This window comes from Erwinia sp. BNK-24-b (assembly GCF_047456155.1).
Classification (GTDB): domain Bacteria; phylum Pseudomonadota; class Gammaproteobacteria; order Enterobacterales; family Enterobacteriaceae; genus Erwinia; species Erwinia phyllosphaerae.
In genome coordinates, this window is the sequence record NZ_CP179901.1 from 2559226 (window position 1) to 2575802 (window position 16577).

Consider the following 16577-nt stretch of genomic DNA (forward strand, 5'->3'; position numbering starts at 1 on the left):
ATGAGGAGCGCGGCGCGATCCAGAATCAGAAAAGCGCGCCGCCACTCTAGCCACCAATGGCTTTCAGCAAAACGATCGTATTAGCCATAATCTGTTGCCGGTTGCTCTCCAGCTCAAGCCGGGCACTGCTTAATATATCAACAGCCTCGTAATAGCTGTAAAGATCTGTGTAGCCAGCCTCGTAACGTGCGGACAATTTTGCAAAGTTCTGCTGATGTTGAGCAACTTCACGCTCAGAAGCGGCATAAGCCTGCTGATAAACATTCAGGTTATTAGTGGTATCCTGAATATCCAATAGCGCCTGGGCCACCGTTTTACGGTATTCGATGACAGCAATCGCCTGCTGCGTTTTAGCATAATTCAAATTGGCGTAGTTTTTAGGCCAGCTAAATATCGGCACTATTACCGACGGCGTCAACGTCCAGTTTTCGCTCAAATTTCCCAGCACATGGTTAAAAGTGTCCGACGTATGATAAGCGCTGGCAAACAAGTTAAAGACCGGCAAAAAAGCGGCGCGAGCCATGCCGATAGTGCCGTTAGCAGATTTGATTTTCATCTCTGCGGCCAGAACATCCGGCCGGTTAAAGATAACTTCGGACGTAAGCTGCTGCGGTATATCAGGGTTGTTAAATTCGCCGGAAAGCGTTTGCCAGCTCTCCGTATTCAGCCAGGGAGAACGATAGCCTGACAAATATTCAAGCTTGTGAATACGGTTAACGATCTCCTTTTGCAGGTTCTGGCGGCTGCTTTCATCACTGGCTCTGCCACGAATGAATTTAGACAGAGTAACGGCATCTACCCTGGCCGCCTGCTCCAGCACCTGTAACTTGCCGGCTATATCATCAAGGACGGCTATTTTATGGTTTAATAAGTGCCAGGCCTTAATCATGTAGAGCGCTTCATACCAGCTGTTAGCCAGATCGGCCATAAGCGTCAGGCGCAGCGCGGCCGCTACGCTTTCATAGCTCTGTTTATCATGTTTTAGCGCCGCCACTTCATTCAGTTTCTTTCCCCATATATCCACCTCATAAGAGTCAACGCCGATGCTACTTTGATAGCTTTCGCTTTTTTGCTTAATACTCGCGCCGGTATAAGGCGATGAGCCTGTCGCCATAGCAATATTTTTTGCCGCTGAAAATTTCAGGCCGGGGAGCAAATCATATAAAGAACTTTGCCTCTGGGCATGGGCAGCGCTGACGCGTATCATGCTCTGCTGAAGGTCATAGTTATTAATTAGCGCATGCTCAAGCACCGCCAGTAAAGGCTGGTCATTGGTAAACAGATCTTTAAAACTGTAATGACGATTTCCTTCACCTGCTTTAAGCTCCACATCAGAATCTGCCACCGTGGCAGGCTTGATGTAGTCGGGAGCCAGCGAACAGCCGCTCAATAAAGAGATGGTTAACAGAAGAGTGCTTTTTTTAATCATAGTCGATGAGAATACTTGTCATTTAACCGGGCAAAATGTGAGGCTTCACGGCTGTTTTTCGCATTCAACGAAAAGAGCGAAAGGTGATAATAAGCATCCAGAGAGGAGATAAAACTCCATTGCCAGGGCGTGGTACGAAGATACCCTTCCAGGAATGCCAGCATTCCTTTTGTTGCCTCCTGCGTTTCCGTAAGCTGAACCGGTGGCGTAATTTCTACCAGATACTTTTCTTCTTCACTGGCGTAAAAACATGAGACAAAGCTAACAGCTAACCCTAAGCGCTTTGCTACATTTACTATCCCCGTCGTCATCTGCCCTTTTTTATTAAAAAACTCGACGGATTCCGTTGCGCCATTATATACGCCAGCTGAATAGCCAAAGAGATCGTAAAATATCGCCACAACGGAATCTTCATCCCTGAGGCTGCGATTAAGTTTGAGAAGCATTCCTTTCTGATGAATATTAATAAATATAATATTTACGCCAGGAATGCTTATCTTATTATACATTTGCTGCAGGTCATCAGTGATTGCCTGGTAAACGGGTACGATAAAATCACAGCCGCTCCCCTGATACTGTCGTGCGGCGCCGAGGATCGCCAGCCAGTAGTCTCCCGTATGGGTACAGAGCAGCAGCTTAGCTGGCTTATGCTGGCCGCCAGTTATCACCTTGCAGTTACGGTCAAGAAAAGAAAGCGTCTGCTTCCAGCTCATATCGTGCAGGGCAATTTGTATATATTTTGACATCAGCTTATTTAAAATCATTAGCCTGGCAAAACGTTCTTCTCTGACGCCAAGGATTTTTTCGCTTAAATATTCTGCGCTTGCCACTGAATAAAATTGAGAAAAATGGCTGAAGAAAATCGTGGCTAAAACATTTAAAAACGTATGTACCAGGCCCACAGGGCTACGGTCAAAAGTTGTTTTTGCCATAAGCCGAATAAGTTTTGCTATGAGCAGATTTTTCAGCCTGCTTCCCATTGTTTTCGAATGATAAAACAACGTTTTTTTAATGCGGTGCGCCAATGGTAATTTCCTTATCAATCGCCTCGATCAGATGTTTGTCGTGTGACACTATGATGCAGGTCATCGGCAGGCTCTTTATCAGGCTAATGATTACCTGCCGGGCCTCGTCATCCAGATGCGAGGTGGGTTCATCCAACAGAATCAGCGAAGGTTTACGATATAAGGCTCTGGCTATCATCAGACGCTGCTGCTGACCGGAAGAGAGCCTGGCGCCATTGACGCCGAGTCTTGTATTTAACCCTGCGTTCAGGCTCCGAATAACCTGCCCCAGGTTGGCACTTTCGATGCAGTCTTCAAGCAGCTGCATGTCAAAATGTTCGCACTCATAGATAATGTTATCCATAATGCTGCCATTAATTATCTTATCCAGCGGCGTGACGACGGAGATTTGCTCCTGATATTGATACACCCCAAACTTCTGTAAGGCGATATTGTTAATCAGAACGTCGCCGCTTCCCGGCGTAAGCAGCCCGGAGATAATATTGAGTAACGTGGTTTTTCCGCAGCCCGAGGGGCCGGTAATAACCATTTTCTCACCTTTAGCAAGAGTAAAGGTGATGCCTTTAATAAAAGCCTCGTCCAGATTAGAGTAACCAAACGCAAGATCTTTAACCGCGATAGTTTCAACCGGCTCTTTTTTATTTTTAGTACTGCTGCGAAACTCGCTCGTCGTGGCCGGTGCTTCCGGCATGATATCTTTCAGGCGCTTTACCTCAACCGAGCATATTTTAAGGTTAACGTGATTTTCCACCAGCGTCTGAATGTTGCTCATCAGGCAGTTTTTATAAAAAATAAATGAGATCAGCTGACCGGCCGTGTTCTGGCCTTTTAGCACGCTATAGGCCCCTGCTCCCATAATAATTAGCGTCTGGATATGCGAGATAGTCGTTACCGATAGCTGGATTAGCGCATTGAGTTTTTCAATGGCGGAGCGGTTATCTTCCAGCTGTGCATGATGGTAAAACCAGCTGCTGATTTTGCGATGCTCGGTATGGTTGATTTTAATCGTATTAATATTGTCTATGGCTTCCAGCAGGCTGTTATCCCTTCTGATTTCTGCATCCAGCGCGGAATATTGACGCGACATCAATGTTGACAGCAGCATAACCCTCACCAGTACCATCAAAGCAGTCACGGTCAAGGTTAACAGGGCCAGCTCAAAGCTAATCATAAACAGCAGCACGACAAAAATTACGGCGAAAAAGGCGTCAATAATAATATCGACCCAGCCGTGTGTGTAAATGACGTGAAAAACATCTACAGACTTTATTTTTCGCAGTAAATCTGACGGCATTCTTTTATTAAAGAATTTAAGGTTCATCCGGAAGAGTTCGCTAACCGTTTTAACGCCTTCCAGCTGCGAAATTGCCCGCCTTAAACGCTGGGCGATGACAATCTTCAGGTAGCTCCCGAAAGACTGGATCAGATAGACAAAAGCAAAGATATAGATCAACAACCAAAGAAAATCTTCATCGTTCTTTGGGAGGACTTCATCAAACACCAGCGACATAAATTTAGGAATAGCCACGTTGGTCAGCTGGATGACGATAGCCATAGCGGCAAAGGGCAGCATATAGCTTTTGTATTTGAGTAAGCCCTGGCTAAATGCCTGTAGATCGAAAAAGTTCTTCGGCTTCTGTGCGGTGACGGCCTCCTCATCGGCCAGCAAAAAACCTTCCGCCGGCACAATTTCCAGCGCTACGCCGGAAAAGTAGTTCTGGACCTCGTTCTGCGTAAATCGGCGGCTGCCAATGGCAGGATCCATTACTTCGATAGCGTGCCCGTTCGTCTTTTTGAGCACCACAAAGTGACAGTTGTCCCATAAAAGAATGGCCGGTTTTTCCAGTTCATGGAGTGCATCAGCCGATACCTTCACGCCGGTGGCAATCATCTGATGCTCTGAGCATATTTTCATCAGGTGGTAAAAAGAAAGCCCGTCCAGCGTGACATCATATTTATTACGAAGCGCCTCAAGGCTAAGGTTTTTGCCATACACACTGGCGATGTAGCTAATGCAGGCCAGGCCGCACTCGGCGGCTTCGTCCTGTATGATATCCCTGGTTTTAAATTGTTTTTTCATTCGACAAAATCCGGGTTGCGTTTAAACGCTTTTTTCACGGGTAAAAACAGCCATTCTAATAAGCTTTGCTTAGGCTGACGTAGAGAGGTGGTCACCGACATACCATCATTAAGCCATGCAATTGGAATTTTATTATGTTTATCGTTTTCATTTATTCTTAGCTTAACGCGGAATAATGACTCTTTCTCGTCAAGGCTTACGTGCGTCGGGGTGTTAGCTACATTAATAATCTGCGCACTTAACATGCCGTAGTTCTCATAAGGGAAAGTGTCCACGCGCAGAAAGACGTTTTCACGCCGATCGATTAACCCAATCTGGCTGGCAGAAAGATAAAGAATGACGATGGGCTTTTCCTTACCCTCCTCTTTAACAATGATGGCGGGCGATTTACCATCAACGAAATCCCCTTTCAGGATGCCAACGTCGTGTACCGTACCCGTAACCGGAGAAGAAACGATATACTCCTGTTCCATCTGGATTTTATTCAGCTCGTTAATGACTTCCCGCTTTCTACGCTCCAGCTCGCTTTTGTTCTTCAGCAGCTCCCGTTCCATGCGCAGATAATTTATCTCTTGTTCGGCCTGGCTTTGCAGCAGATTCTGGTACTCAACGTCAGTTTTCTTTAATGCCAGATTATTATCGATAATAATCTGCTTTAAATTTTCTACTTCTGCCTTGTTAACCGATTTATTTTTCAGAAGATGATTAAGCTCATCAAGCTGCTTGTTATAAAGCTTGCTCTTTTGCTGATAATCTTTTTTTACTTCGTCGATCTTTTTTATTTTTTTATCAAACTGGCTGAAATAGATTTCCTTCTGCTTGATTAATGTTTCCCACTCCTGCTGCTGGTGCTGCTCTTCGGTCTTTATATCCTGCTGCGTTTCAAGCAGCCTGTTGATGGTTTCACCGAGCATGCTTTTACCATTCTGCCGATCTTTAACATCTTGCCAGGGCAGCGCAACCCGAAAAAGCGGCATTCCTTTATCTACCTTATCGCCTTCTTTAACATACAAGTCCATGACGTTCCCCACCTTGCTGGCAGCAACGCGATAAAATGCTTCATTACGGATTAGCCCTTTAGCCGTTTCCTGTTTGCCGTAGCTTCCCTGCATAAGAAGAAAAACAAAGATAGCGGTGAAAATAACCGTGGTTGCGGCATAGATTTTTAGCCCCAGCGGAGATTTTGCCAGGTGCTGATTAAACCCGTTATTCATAGCTCATATCATTTAAGAGGATAAGCAGGCACATAATCGTTATGTGCCTGCTGGTTAGCATTGCCGTCGCATTTCAAATTAATTATGTTGTACGCCGACTTTGCAGTAAAGGTGTAGAGGACGCTTTATGTTTATGATGATGTTTTCTCGATTGCCACGCCTGCTACACTTCCCACCAGGGTGCCAATTACTGCGCCACCCGGTCCCCCCATTGCCGCGCCAGCGACTGCTCCGCCCAGGGCGCCAATAATTCCGCCGCCCCAGCCGCTACCCCAGCCACCACGAATTTCCTGACATTGCTCGAGCGTCATTTCAGTTTTGGTTGTCATGTTTATTCCCTTTCTAAATTAATTGGACCAGATATAAATATACAGCTGTTGCGCTGTCCGACCAGTTAACTAAATAAAATCCTCTCTCGCAAATTAAAGTGCTTAACCTGAGTAAAACCTTCTTAAGCTGCAAAAGAAAAAATAAAATAAAAGGTGATGAGCTATATTTAACATAACCCTGATGAATCAACACGGGAAGGATATAATCAGGAATATTTTTTAAAGCGGAGATATATAAAGGGCAGAAGCGGATGGATGAATAAAGGGCCAGACTATTCCGGCCCGATAAATTACATAGCGTAGGAAAGCTGAATAGTTGTTTTCGTGTCCGTCTTATCCGGTGCGGATGAAGGTGGGTTCTGGTTCCACGTAACGTTATAGGCCATTTTCAAAGAGAAATGCGAGTTAATAGCGACCTGTAAACCGGTTTCGGAGTTGACCGTCGTATCATCGCTACCCAGCACGGAAACACCCTGGATAAATTTAGTGGTGTCGGTCAGCTGCCACTGGTAGCTGGCTGCACCATAGGCTAATGCGTGAGTCTCGTGGCCACCGTCATGGTAATCGTCGTAACGTACACCAGGACCGGCTTCCAGACGCAGTGAGTGCACCGGACCGTTCAGAATCTGACGACCGTAACCGGCAGCCAGCACAGAACGACCGTCATAACCATTGAAGCGATCGCTTAACCAGCTGGCCTGGCCGAACAGGTAATCAGAAGGGTTCAGGTTATAACGTGAACGGCCACCAACCTGATAAGTTTCTGAAGAACGCTCATCGTTAGAAGACGTGTTGCTGGCGTTGCCCCACAGGCTGTAGGCCATCTGCGCCTGGTACCAGGTCATATTGGTGCTGGCCGTCAGTGAAGAGCTGGTGGTGTTGCCGGTCTGCGCCAGGTAACCGGCAGCAGCATTGCCCTCAAAACTTTTTTTGGCCGTGGAGGGATCATCCATGACGGTAAAGACGTTGTTATCCGCCAAAGCCTGCTGGCATAAGGCCCCGCCAGAGAGTAAAAGGACTACCGACAACTTATTAAGCGCTTTCATTAAATGTTGATCCATACGACTAGTGAAAAAAGGTGAGTCTGAAGAGTTTTGCGAGGCAATCAATGCCTTTTAAGGAAAGAATCGTAACATTTTATGTAGATATATAACCTGTTGTTTTTGCCAATCTAATTTGTAGATAATTGGGAGAATTCCCATTAACACGCGACAGTTCTGAATAGCTTAAGTGTTTCACCAGCGCTTCTTTTCCGGAAAGGTTCACTTCAAGCCAGCTAGCCCCGTGAAAACCTTGTCATATGCGACCCAATGTAAACAGATTTTTCAGGGGTATCCTGCTTTGTTTTCCGGCATCGCGCAGCATGAACTATGCTGAAAAATAATGTTTAAACAACGAGGTGTACTATGGTTTCTTCAGATATTGAACAGTATGTGGTCACTTTTCGTTTTAAAGAAGAAAGCCTGGCAGACGCGCTTGAGCTAAACAGCGCCCTGGCTAACGGCGGCTTTACAACTTCGTTAAATGATAAGGACGGCCATCCGCACGAACTGGGAACGAACAGCTTTGGCATTGTCAGCGCACTGACCCAGGAAGAGATCCGCGAACAGGCTATCAGCCTGGGGGAAATTGTGTTGGGTGAAAAGCCGGAGGTTGAAATTCAGACCTGGAAAACTTTTCAGGCCGAGGCCGCACGCTAAGGTTTTGTAAAAAATACGCTGCATTATGCGTAAGCGCTGGTTTTGTTTATTATTTAAGCGTTAGTATCAACATGTCCTGCAAGACACAGCGAAAAGAGGAACCCGCTATGTGGTCAGCCATTAGTCGTCTGTTGAGTGAGCATTTTGGTGAAGCTGAAATCAGCCAGCGCACAGAGCTTCCCGGTGGTGACGTGCATCCAGCCTGGCGCATCCGCTATGGCGACCGCGACATTTTTGTAAAATGTAACGGTCGCGAAATGCTGGATCTCTTTACCTGGGAAGCCGATCAGCTTCAGCTTCTGGCGCGCACTGCAACCGTGCGAGTCCCTGCCGTCTACGGCGTTGGCTACGATCGCGACATTAGTTTTCTGTTACTGGAATATCTTTCACTGTCACCGCCAGAGGGGCAGAGCGCTTTTCAGCTCGGTGAACAGCTGGCTCGCCTGCACCAGTGGAGCGAGCAACCACAGTTTGGACTCGATTTTGATAATAATATTACTACCTCGCCGCAGCCAAACAGCTGGCTTAAGCGCTGGTCCGTGTTTTTTGCCGAGCAGCGCATCGGCTGGCAGCTCCAGCTGGCGGCGGAAAAAGGCATTCAGTATGGCGATATCGAATTAATTATTCGCTGTACCCAAAACCTGCTGGATGCCCATCATCCCCAGCCTTCCCTGTTACACGGTGATTTGTGGCCGGCCAACTGCGCGATGAGTCCGGAGGGCCCCTGCGTTTTCGATCCGGCCTGCTACTGGGGCGACAGAGAGTGCGATATGGCGATGCTGGCTTATTTTCCAGGCTTGCCAAAGCAAATTCTTGAAGGCTACGAATCAATATGGCCGCTGCCGCACGATTATCAGCAGCGACAACCTGTTTATCAGCTCTATTATTTGCTTAACCGGGCCAACGTTTTTGGTGGGCACTGGCTGGGAGAAGCCCAGCAGGCGGTTGGCGCGCTGCTGGATCAGGATGAACTGAATAAACGCCCCGCGTAGCGGTTTTAATGGATAAAACCAGCCAGCTTAAGGACAAAGTAGCCTGCAACGGCTATCAGCACGGGAAGGACGTAGAGCGGAAAGAACTGCAGGAAAATGGTGTGGCGCGGTACCACTATCTTCTCTTCCAGCTGCTGGCGGCTGCGCCCTTCTTCACCTTTCGCCTTCTCTAAAATCATCTGATCTTCGATTCCCTCGCGAAGATGCCGCGACTGACGCCACATTCTTGCGCCAGACGCCTGTAGCGCCAGGCCGACAAAAATCAGGATATAGACTACCCAAAACAGCCAGTTTCCGCCCTGATTGAAATCCGGCACCGGTGAATTGTTCCAGAAAAAGTTCAGGAAACCGGTATTGAACCGCACCATATCAATCATGACGTGCGAAAAATCCTGCATTACCGCATTAATCCCTGCCTGTTTTTCACGGCTGACTTCTACAAAGCGCATCAGTGAAATCAGCGTGGAAACCAGCGCCGGAATAAAAATAATCCAGCCAGCGATGCGCTTAAGTACCGCGACCCGCCCAGCTTGTTGATAAGTCATGCTTTCTCCTGTCCTTATGCTGTGAGGCTGTTAGTTTACCTTTGGCTGGCAAACTCTGCCTGGAAAAATAATACCTTCAGGATGACGCACGCTTTAGCCTGCCACCCTGCCGCACCTTTAACTTCATGTTAATGTGTCAAAAAACGACTAACGGAGCCGCATTATGTCTTATTCACGTCCCGTACTTGCCGCAATTTTTGATATGGATGGGTTACTAATTGATTCAGAACCGTTATGGGAACAGGCGGAGCTGGATATTTTTGCCACGCTGGATGTCGACCTTTCCCGCCGCAGCGAGCTGCCGGACACGGTTGGCTTGCGCATCGATCAGGTTGTGCGGATGTGGTATGAAACTCTGCCCTGGAGCGGCCCCACTCAGGATGAGATCGCCCAACGTATTATTACTCGCGTTATTAACCTGATTGACGAAACGCGGCCGCTGCTGCCGGGCGTTGAGGCGGCACTCAAGCTCTGCCAGGCTGAGGGGCTGAAAATGGGTCTGGCTTCCGCCTCGCCGCTTTTTATGCAGGAACACGTGCTGGAGATGTTTGGCCTGCGCCACTACTTTGAGGTGCTGGCTTCGGCAGAGGGGCTTCCTTACAGCAAGCCGCATCCTCAGGTTTATCTTGATGCAGCGGCGCGTCTCGGCGTCGATCCGCTTAACTGCGTCACGCTGGAAGACTCTGTTAACGGTATGATTGCCACCAAAGCGGCGCGAATGCGTTCCATCACTGTACCTGCCCCTGTCCATGCCAGCGACGCGCGCTGGGCACTGGCGGATGTAAAGCTGGCCTCGTTAACTGAATTAAGCAGCCGTCATTTGTTGGGCAGTTAATACGGTGGCTGCCAGGCTCATTTCGGGTCTGGTAGCCCGCCCGGGTTATACGGTAGATCATCTTAAAAACGGTTATCAGCAGCGGTTTTCTTCTTAAGATAAAAAAGGCAGCCATCTATTCATCTTTCGTTACAGCGTAACGTGTTTATTCTACTGTATATATCACCTATACTGGATGAATTGACAGTTCTGCTACCGAGTGTTTTCCATGACGGCCGAAGGCCATCTTATTTTTGCTATCGCCAGCGCAATTTTTGCCAAACGAGCCGACTTAACGCCCGTTCTCGGCAGTGCCGACTGGTGGCATATTATTCCTGCCACGTTGCTTACCTGCCTGCTGCCGGATATCGATCACCCACGCTCGACGCTTGGTCAACGCTTTCGCTGGCTATCGCAGCCCATTGCGCGAGCGTTCGGCCATCGCGGCTTTACGCATAGTCTGCTGGCCGTGATCGGCGGCGTTATGCTGCTACGGCTACAGTTGCCAAAAGAGTGGGTACTGCCTGCGGATGTTTTTCAGGGGATGGTGCTGGGCTATCTAAGTCATATTGTTGCCGACATGCTGACGCCCGCAGGCGTTCCTTTGCTGTGGCCCTGCCGCTGGCGTTTTCGGCTGCCGCTGTTAAACAGCCGTAACGGTAACCAGCTGGAGCGGATGCTGTGCCTGGCGTTAGTTGGACTGGCAATGTGGTTCCCGGCAGGCGCGCCCTCTTTTGGTGCAAACAGCTGGCCGTTACAGGCGCTGGAGCAGGTACAGGATAACGTTAGCCGCTTTATAAATGCACGCCTTGCTCACTAAGCAGTCGATTTAACCCAATGAGTTATAAACTATTCCTTTTGATTATATAACGCCTTTTCGCCGAGCTGATACCATCGTCCCACAGCGTACCCGTTGCGCAATAATTCTATCTTACTGACGAAGCCAGCATAAAGCCTCGTTAAAACTGGAGATCCGGGATGAACCTTCCACTCATTGCAAACCTGGCAGCATTTATTGTGCTGCTGGTATTGCTGGCGAAAAGCGGTAACAAGAACTGGAGCCTGGCAAAAAAAGTCCTGCTGGGCCTGGCAACCGGCGTGTTGTTTGGCCTGGTTTTACATACTATTTACGGTGCCGACAGCGCCGTACTGAAAGAGTCTATCAGCTGGTTTAATATCGTCGGTAACGGCTATGTGCAGCTGTTGCAGATGATCGTTATGCCGCTGGTTTTTGCTTCTATTCTGAGCGCCGTCGCGCGGCTGCATAATGCCTCGTCGCTGGGCAAAATTAGCCTGTTAACGATTGGCGTATTGCTGTTCACGACCGCTATCTCGGCGCTGGTAGGCGTCTTTGTCACCTGGCTGTTTGGTCTTAACGCCAACGGTCTGGTTCAGGGCGCACAGGAAACCGCTCGTCTGGCCGCGCTGCAATCTACCTATATGGGGAAAGTAGCCGATCTTTCCACGCCGCAGCTGCTGCTCTCTTTCGTACCGAAAAATCCTTTTGCCGATCTGACCGGCGCGAACCCTACTTCTATTATCAGCGTGGTCATTTTTGCCGCTTTCCTGGGCGTGGCCGCACTGCATCTGCTGCGTGATGATAAGCCGAAAGGCGAACGCGTACTGGCGGCAATAGATGTGCTGCAGGCCTGGGTCATGAAGCTGGTTCGCCTGATCATGAAGCTGACGCCTTATGGCGTCATGGCGTTAATGACCAAGGTTGTCGCCAGCTCAAACCTGGCCGATATCATCAAGCTGGGCGGTTTTGTGGTTGCCTCCTATCTGGGGCTGGCAATCATGTTCGCCGTACACGCGCTGCTGCTGTCGGTAAACGGCGTGAACCCTAAGCGCTTCTTCCGCAAAGTCTGGCCGGTGATTACTTTCGCTTTTACCAGCCGTTCCAGCGCGGCGACTATCCCGCTGAGCGTTGAGGCACAAACCCGCCGTTTAGGTATCCCGGAATCGATAGCCAGCTTTGCGGCATCGTTTGGGGCGACTATTGGCCAGAACGGCTGCGCGGGTTTGTACCCTACCATGCTGGCGGTGATGGTCGCGCCGACGGTGGGCATTAACCCGTTCGATCCTGTCTGGATTGCTACGCTGGTCGGTATCGTGACGCTAAGTTCCGCTGGTGTAGCTGGCGTTGGCGGCGGTGCGACATTTGCCGCGCTGATCGTGCTGCCGACGCTTGGCCTGCCGGTCACGCTGGTGGCGCTGTTAATCTCTATCGAGCCGCTTATCGATATGGGCCGTACCGCGCTGAACGTAAACGGCTCAATGACGGCCGGTATGCTTACCAGCCAGTGGCTGAAGCAAACGGATAAGAGCCGCCTGCATGCAGAGGCAGACAGCGAAGCCGAGCTGGCGCACAGCTAATTCCAGAGGCCGCTTTGCGGCCTCTTCTCTTTACTTAACCCTGTGGTTTTCAGGCGTACCTCGCTCACTGTTCTATAGTTACTGGAGAGAAATAAACACCACAGGAGCAAGTGAGCATGTCAAAAGAAAAAGACAACAAGGAAATCACCCATAACGCCCCTTTAACCGGGCCGGATTCGGCAAAGCCGGGGATGGACTCTCTGGCGCCTGAAGATGGTTCGCATAAGCCTCTGTCAGAACCTACGCCGCCGGGCAAGCAGCCTACTGCGCCGGGCAGCCTGAAATCTCCTGATACCCATAACGCCAAGCTTGATGCGCTGGAAACCTTCCGTAAAGGCGGTGAAAACTTTCCGCTGACCACTAACCAGGGCACGCGCATCGCTGACGACCAAAATTCGCTGCGCGCCGGTACGCGTGGCCCAACGCTGCTGGAAGATTTTATCCTGCGCGAAAAGATTACCCATTTTGACCATGAGCGTATCCCTGAGCGCATCGTGCACGCACGTGGCTCGGCGGCGCACGGCTACTTCCAGCCGTATCGTGATATGAGCGACGTAACGAAGGCGGACTTCCTGCGCGATCCTGAAAAGCAGACGCCGGTTTTTGTCCGCTTCTCTACCGTTCAGGGCGGCGCAGGCTCGGCGGACACCGTGCGTGATATCCGCGGCTGGGCTACCAAGTTCTACACTGATGAAGGCGTTTTTGACCTGGTCGGCAACAACACGCCCGTCTTCTTTATTCAGGATGCCCATAAGTTTCCCGATTTTGTGCATGCGGTGAAACCGGAACCCCATAATGAAATCCCGCAGGGGCAAAGCGCGCACGATACTTTCTGGGACTATGTTTCGCTTCAGCCAGAAACGCTGCATAACGTCATCTGGGCCATGTCCGATCGCGGTATTCCGCGCAGCTACCGCACGATGGAAGGCTTTGGCATCCATACCTTCCGTTTTATCAATGCCGAAGGCAAAGCCACCTTTGTTCGCTTCCACTGGAAGCCCGTCGCCGGTAAAGCTTCGCTGCTGTGGGATGAATCACAGAAGCTCACCGGACGCGATCCGGATTTCCATCGCCGCGATCTGTGGGAAGCTATCGAAGCAGGCGACTATCCGGAATATGAGCTGGGCGTACAGCTGATCCCGGAAGAGGACGAGTTCAAGTTCGATTTCGACCTGCTCGACGCTACCAAGCTGATCCCGGAAGAGCTGGTGCCGGTGCAGCTGATTGGCAAAATGGTATTGAACCGCAATCCCGATAACTTTTTTGCCGAAACCGAGCAGGTCGCCTTCCATCCGGGCCATATCGTTCCCGGCATGGACTTTACTAACGACCCGCTGCTACAGGGACGCCTGTTCTCCTATACCGATACGCAAATCAGCCGTCTCGGCGGGCCCAACTTCCATGAGATCCCGATTAACCGCCCAACCTGCCCTTACCACAACTTCCAGCGTCAGGGCATGCATCGAATGGATATCGATACCAACCCGGCCAACTACGAGCCGAACTCCATTAATGATAACTGGCCACGCGAAACGCCGCCTTCGCCACATCGCGGCGGTTTTGAAAGCTATCAGGAGCGCATTGAAGGCCATAAAGTGCGCGAGCGCAGCCCTTCGTTCGGCGAATACTATTCGCAGCCGCGCCTGTTCTGGAACAGCCAGACGCCTGTCGAACAGCAGCATATTATTGATGCGTTCTCTTTCGAGCTAAGCAAAGTCGCGCGTGCTTATATCCGTGAGCGCGTGGTTGATCATCTGGTGCATATTGATGTTTCGCTGGCTAACGGCGTAGCGGAAAATCTGGGCATCGCGCTTTCCGATGAGCAGATGCATACCGCGCCGCCAAAAGATGTTAACGGCCTGAAGAAGGATGCCAGCCTGAGCCTCTATGCCGTGCCGAGCGGGTCAATTAAGGGCCGCCAGGTTGCGCTGCTGATCAGCGACGGCGTGGTCGCGGCAGACGTGCTGGCTATTTTGCAGGAGCTGAAGGCGCAAGGCGTTCACGGCAAACTGCTGGCACCGCACATGGGTCAGGTACGCGCTGACGACGGCTCTAACCTGCCGATCGACGCGACCTTTAGCGGACTTCCATCGCTGACTTTTGACGCGGTTATCGTGCCGGACGGCAATATTGATGCGCTACTGCTTAGCGGCGACGCGCGTTATTTCCTGCTGGAAGCCTATAAGCACCTGAAAGTGATCGGCCTTAGCGGCGGCGCACGCCGTTTCAAATCGCAGTTTGGCCTGGGCGACAGCGAGCAGGAAGAAGGTCTGATTGAAGACAGTAAAGCGGAAGGCGTACTGATGAGCGAATTCCTTGCCGCGATGACCGCACACCGCGTCTGGTCGCGCAGCCAGAAGGCGTTAAGCGTTCCGGCTTAAAGCTTAAAACCGCGCTAAAAAGGTGCAGCCCGCCACGGCTGCACCTTTCAGATAGCTGACAAACCAGGACAGTCCGTGCGTTCTGGTTTTTTTTTTGCAGCAACACCGCAGCCTCCTGGCAGCGGAGGCCAAACGTGCTTACATGAACGTAATAACGGCGTGTTCGTGTTCCGGTTGATCTCTGCAGCTATTCACTGGCCTGAACGCGACCTGATGTTTAAACAGGAGTATGTCAACGACCTCAAGGTGTAATAGCCATTCTGGCATTGAAGTTGCTTTCTCTTAACATCACTCGTTGTTCAGGAGAAGCGCCATGAGAGTTGACACCCGCTACCGCTATCGTATTTTCGCCATGCTGTTTTTTATTGCGCTGATCAATTATATCGATCGCGGCGCCCTCTCCTTCGCGGCTAACGCGATTTCCGCTGAGTATCATTTCAGTAAGGTCCAGCTGGGCGTAGTGTTGAGCTACTTCGGTTTTGGCTATCTGTTTGGCTCCCTGTGCGGCGGTTTTCTGGCTGACCGGCTGGGCACCAAAAAAGTCTGGCTGCTGGCGGGGATTTTCTGGTCGCTGCTGGAAATAGCGACGGCCTGGGCTGGCGATCTGGGCATGGCGCTGTTTGGCGGCTCGGCGATTATGGGCTTTGCCGTGATGCGCATCCTGTTTGGTTTTGCCGAAGGCCCGGCCTATGCGCTGATGAATAAAGCTATCGCACACTGGGCCCCCGATAATGAGCGAGGAATGGCTCTGGGTATTGGCCTGCTCAGTACCCAGGTTGGCGCGCTGCTCACTGCGCCGATAGCGGTCGGCCTGCTGCTGCTGACGAACGACTGGCGGCTAATGTTTATCCTGCTGGGTGTGTTCTCGCTGATAGCCATGGCCATCTTCGCTCGCATATTTACCGACAGCCCGTTACAACAGCCGCGCGCCAGCCAGGCCGAACGGGAACTGATTATCAAAGGTCAGGCACAAAGCACCGTCGGGCCGCGCCTGCCCTGGTGGCGCTTTTTCGGCAGCCGTACGCTGGTTTGCAACGCGCTGGGCTACTTCTCTTTTCTTTATGTCACTTTTACCTTGGTCACCTGGGGGCCAAAATATTTGCAGGACAGTTTTCATTACGATCTGCACTCGCTCTGGTATGTGGCGATGATCCCGTGGAGCGGTGCCTGTATCACTGTCCTGCTGGGCGGGAAAATAGCCGATGTGCTGCTTAAACGTACCGGTAACCTGCGTCTTGCCCGCAACCTTTTTGCCGCCATCGGTTTGCTCTGCACTGCACTCTGCTTTATGGCGATCCCGTGGATGGCCTCTGCGGCAGGTATCATTTTGCTGATGACGTTGGGCAACGCGCTGAACGCGCTGGTGAATAACGTCTACTGGTCAGTAGTTATAGACGTTACGCCTAAATCCACGGTCGGCAGCTACAGCGGCATGACGCTGGCGATAGCGAATCTGGCCTCCATTATTTCGCCCATGCTGAGCGGCTGGCTGGCCCAGCACTTTGGCTATAACGCGATGTTTAGCGCAACGGCGGCAATTGCCTTTGGCAGCATGCTGGCGATGCTGCTCCTGCAGCCGGAGAAAAAACTCGTTGCTGAGGCACCAGCGGGCAGCAATCTGACAGTGAACATGGAGACAGAGTTAAGAATACGTTAAGCAGTGTAAGCAACGGACAACAGCAGGCTGCTGAC

At 50.6% G+C, this 16577-nt stretch carries 14 protein-coding genes; 7 read left to right on the forward strand and 7 right to left on the reverse strand.

Annotated features, from left to right (window positions below; genetic code table 11):
• Nucleotides 1-46: 46 nt before the first annotated feature.
• The 6 genes from ACMGGR_RS11525 to ACMGGR_RS11550 all read right to left on the reverse strand — a co-directional run bounded on the left by ACMGGR_RS11525 (nucleotide 47) and on the right by ACMGGR_RS11550 (nucleotide 7123).
• A complete protein-coding gene (locus tag ACMGGR_RS11525) occupies nucleotides 47-1429 on the reverse strand; it encodes a TolC family protein (RefSeq protein WP_414146921.1) in 1383 nt (460 codons plus the stop codon).
• Nucleotides 1426-2454: a hypothetical protein gene (locus ACMGGR_RS11530; protein ID WP_414146922.1), complete on the reverse strand. Its 1029-nt coding sequence runs from the start codon at nucleotides 2452-2454 to the stop codon at nucleotides 1426-1428. Before ACMGGR_RS11530 ends, ACMGGR_RS11525 begins: the two co-directional genes overlap by 4 nt.
• Complete coding sequence (locus tag ACMGGR_RS11535) at nucleotides 2438-4534, reverse strand: peptidase domain-containing ABC transporter (RefSeq protein WP_414146923.1); 2097 nt, start codon at nucleotides 4532-4534, stop codon at nucleotides 2438-2440. The genes ACMGGR_RS11530 and ACMGGR_RS11535 overlap by 17 nt, the downstream gene beginning before the upstream one ends.
• Nucleotides 4531-5748 (reverse strand): HlyD family efflux transporter periplasmic adaptor subunit, encoded by a 1218-nt coding sequence (locus tag ACMGGR_RS11540; protein ID WP_414146924.1) that lies wholly within the window; start codon nucleotides 5746-5748, stop codon nucleotides 4531-4533. Before ACMGGR_RS11540 ends, ACMGGR_RS11535 begins: the two co-directional genes overlap by 4 nt.
• Before the next feature lie 131 nt (nucleotides 5749-5879).
• Nucleotides 5880-6077 (reverse strand): glycine zipper 2TM domain-containing protein, encoded by a 198-nt coding sequence (locus ACMGGR_RS11545; protein WP_414146925.1) that lies wholly within the window; start codon nucleotides 6075-6077, stop codon nucleotides 5880-5882.
• Nucleotides 6078-6367: 290 nt separating this feature from the next.
• Nucleotides 6368-7123: a YdiY family protein gene (locus ACMGGR_RS11550; RefSeq protein ID WP_246759111.1), complete on the reverse strand. Its 756-nt coding sequence runs from the start codon at nucleotides 7121-7123 to the stop codon at nucleotides 6368-6370.
• Between the two features lie 360 nt (nucleotides 7124-7483).
• On the opposite strand from ACMGGR_RS11550, the gene ghoS reads away from it, so the two are divergent.
• A complete protein-coding gene (gene ghoS, locus ACMGGR_RS11555; RefSeq protein WP_246759109.1) occupies nucleotides 7484-7777 on the forward strand; it encodes a type V toxin-antitoxin system endoribonuclease antitoxin GhoS in 294 nt (97 codons plus the stop codon).
• 107 nt (nucleotides 7778-7884) lie between these two features.
• A complete protein-coding gene (locus ACMGGR_RS11560) occupies nucleotides 7885-8769 on the forward strand; it encodes a fructosamine kinase family protein (RefSeq protein WP_414146926.1) in 885 nt (294 codons plus the stop codon).
• A 5-nt stretch (nucleotides 8770-8774) separates the two neighbouring features.
• On the opposite strand, the gene ACMGGR_RS11565 is transcribed toward ACMGGR_RS11560, so the two are convergent.
• Nucleotides 8775-9314 (reverse strand): YniB family protein, encoded by a 540-nt coding sequence (locus ACMGGR_RS11565; protein ID WP_246759107.1) that lies wholly within the window; start codon nucleotides 9312-9314, stop codon nucleotides 8775-8777.
• 163 nt (nucleotides 9315-9477) lie between these two features.
• On the opposite strand from ACMGGR_RS11565, the gene hxpB reads away from it, so the two are divergent.
• The 5 genes from hxpB (at nucleotide 9478) to ACMGGR_RS11590 (ending at nucleotide 16542) form a co-directional block, all read left to right on the forward strand.
• Entirely contained in the window at nucleotides 9478-10149 is a 672-nt protein-coding gene (gene hxpB, locus ACMGGR_RS11570) for a hexitol phosphatase HxpB (RefSeq protein ID WP_246759106.1), read from the forward strand.
• Nucleotides 10150-10357: 208 nt separating this feature from the next.
• Entirely contained in the window at nucleotides 10358-10948 is a 591-nt protein-coding gene (locus tag ACMGGR_RS11575; RefSeq protein WP_414146927.1) for a metal-dependent hydrolase, read from the forward strand.
• 158 nt (nucleotides 10949-11106) lie between these two features.
• On the forward strand, nucleotides 11107-12504 hold the full coding sequence (locus tag ACMGGR_RS11580; protein WP_246759104.1) for an L-cystine transporter: 1398 nt from the start codon (nucleotides 11107-11109) through the stop codon (nucleotides 12502-12504).
• A gap of 116 nt (nucleotides 12505-12620) precedes the next feature.
• Complete coding sequence (gene katE / locus ACMGGR_RS11585) at nucleotides 12621-14885, forward strand: catalase HPII (RefSeq protein ID WP_246759103.1); 2265 nt, start codon at nucleotides 12621-12623, stop codon at nucleotides 14883-14885.
• Nucleotides 14886-15198: 313 nt separating this feature from the next.
• On the forward strand, nucleotides 15199-16542 hold the full coding sequence (locus tag ACMGGR_RS11590) for an MFS transporter (protein WP_414146928.1): 1344 nt from the start codon (nucleotides 15199-15201) through the stop codon (nucleotides 16540-16542).
• Nucleotides 16543-16577 lie beyond the last annotated feature (35 nt).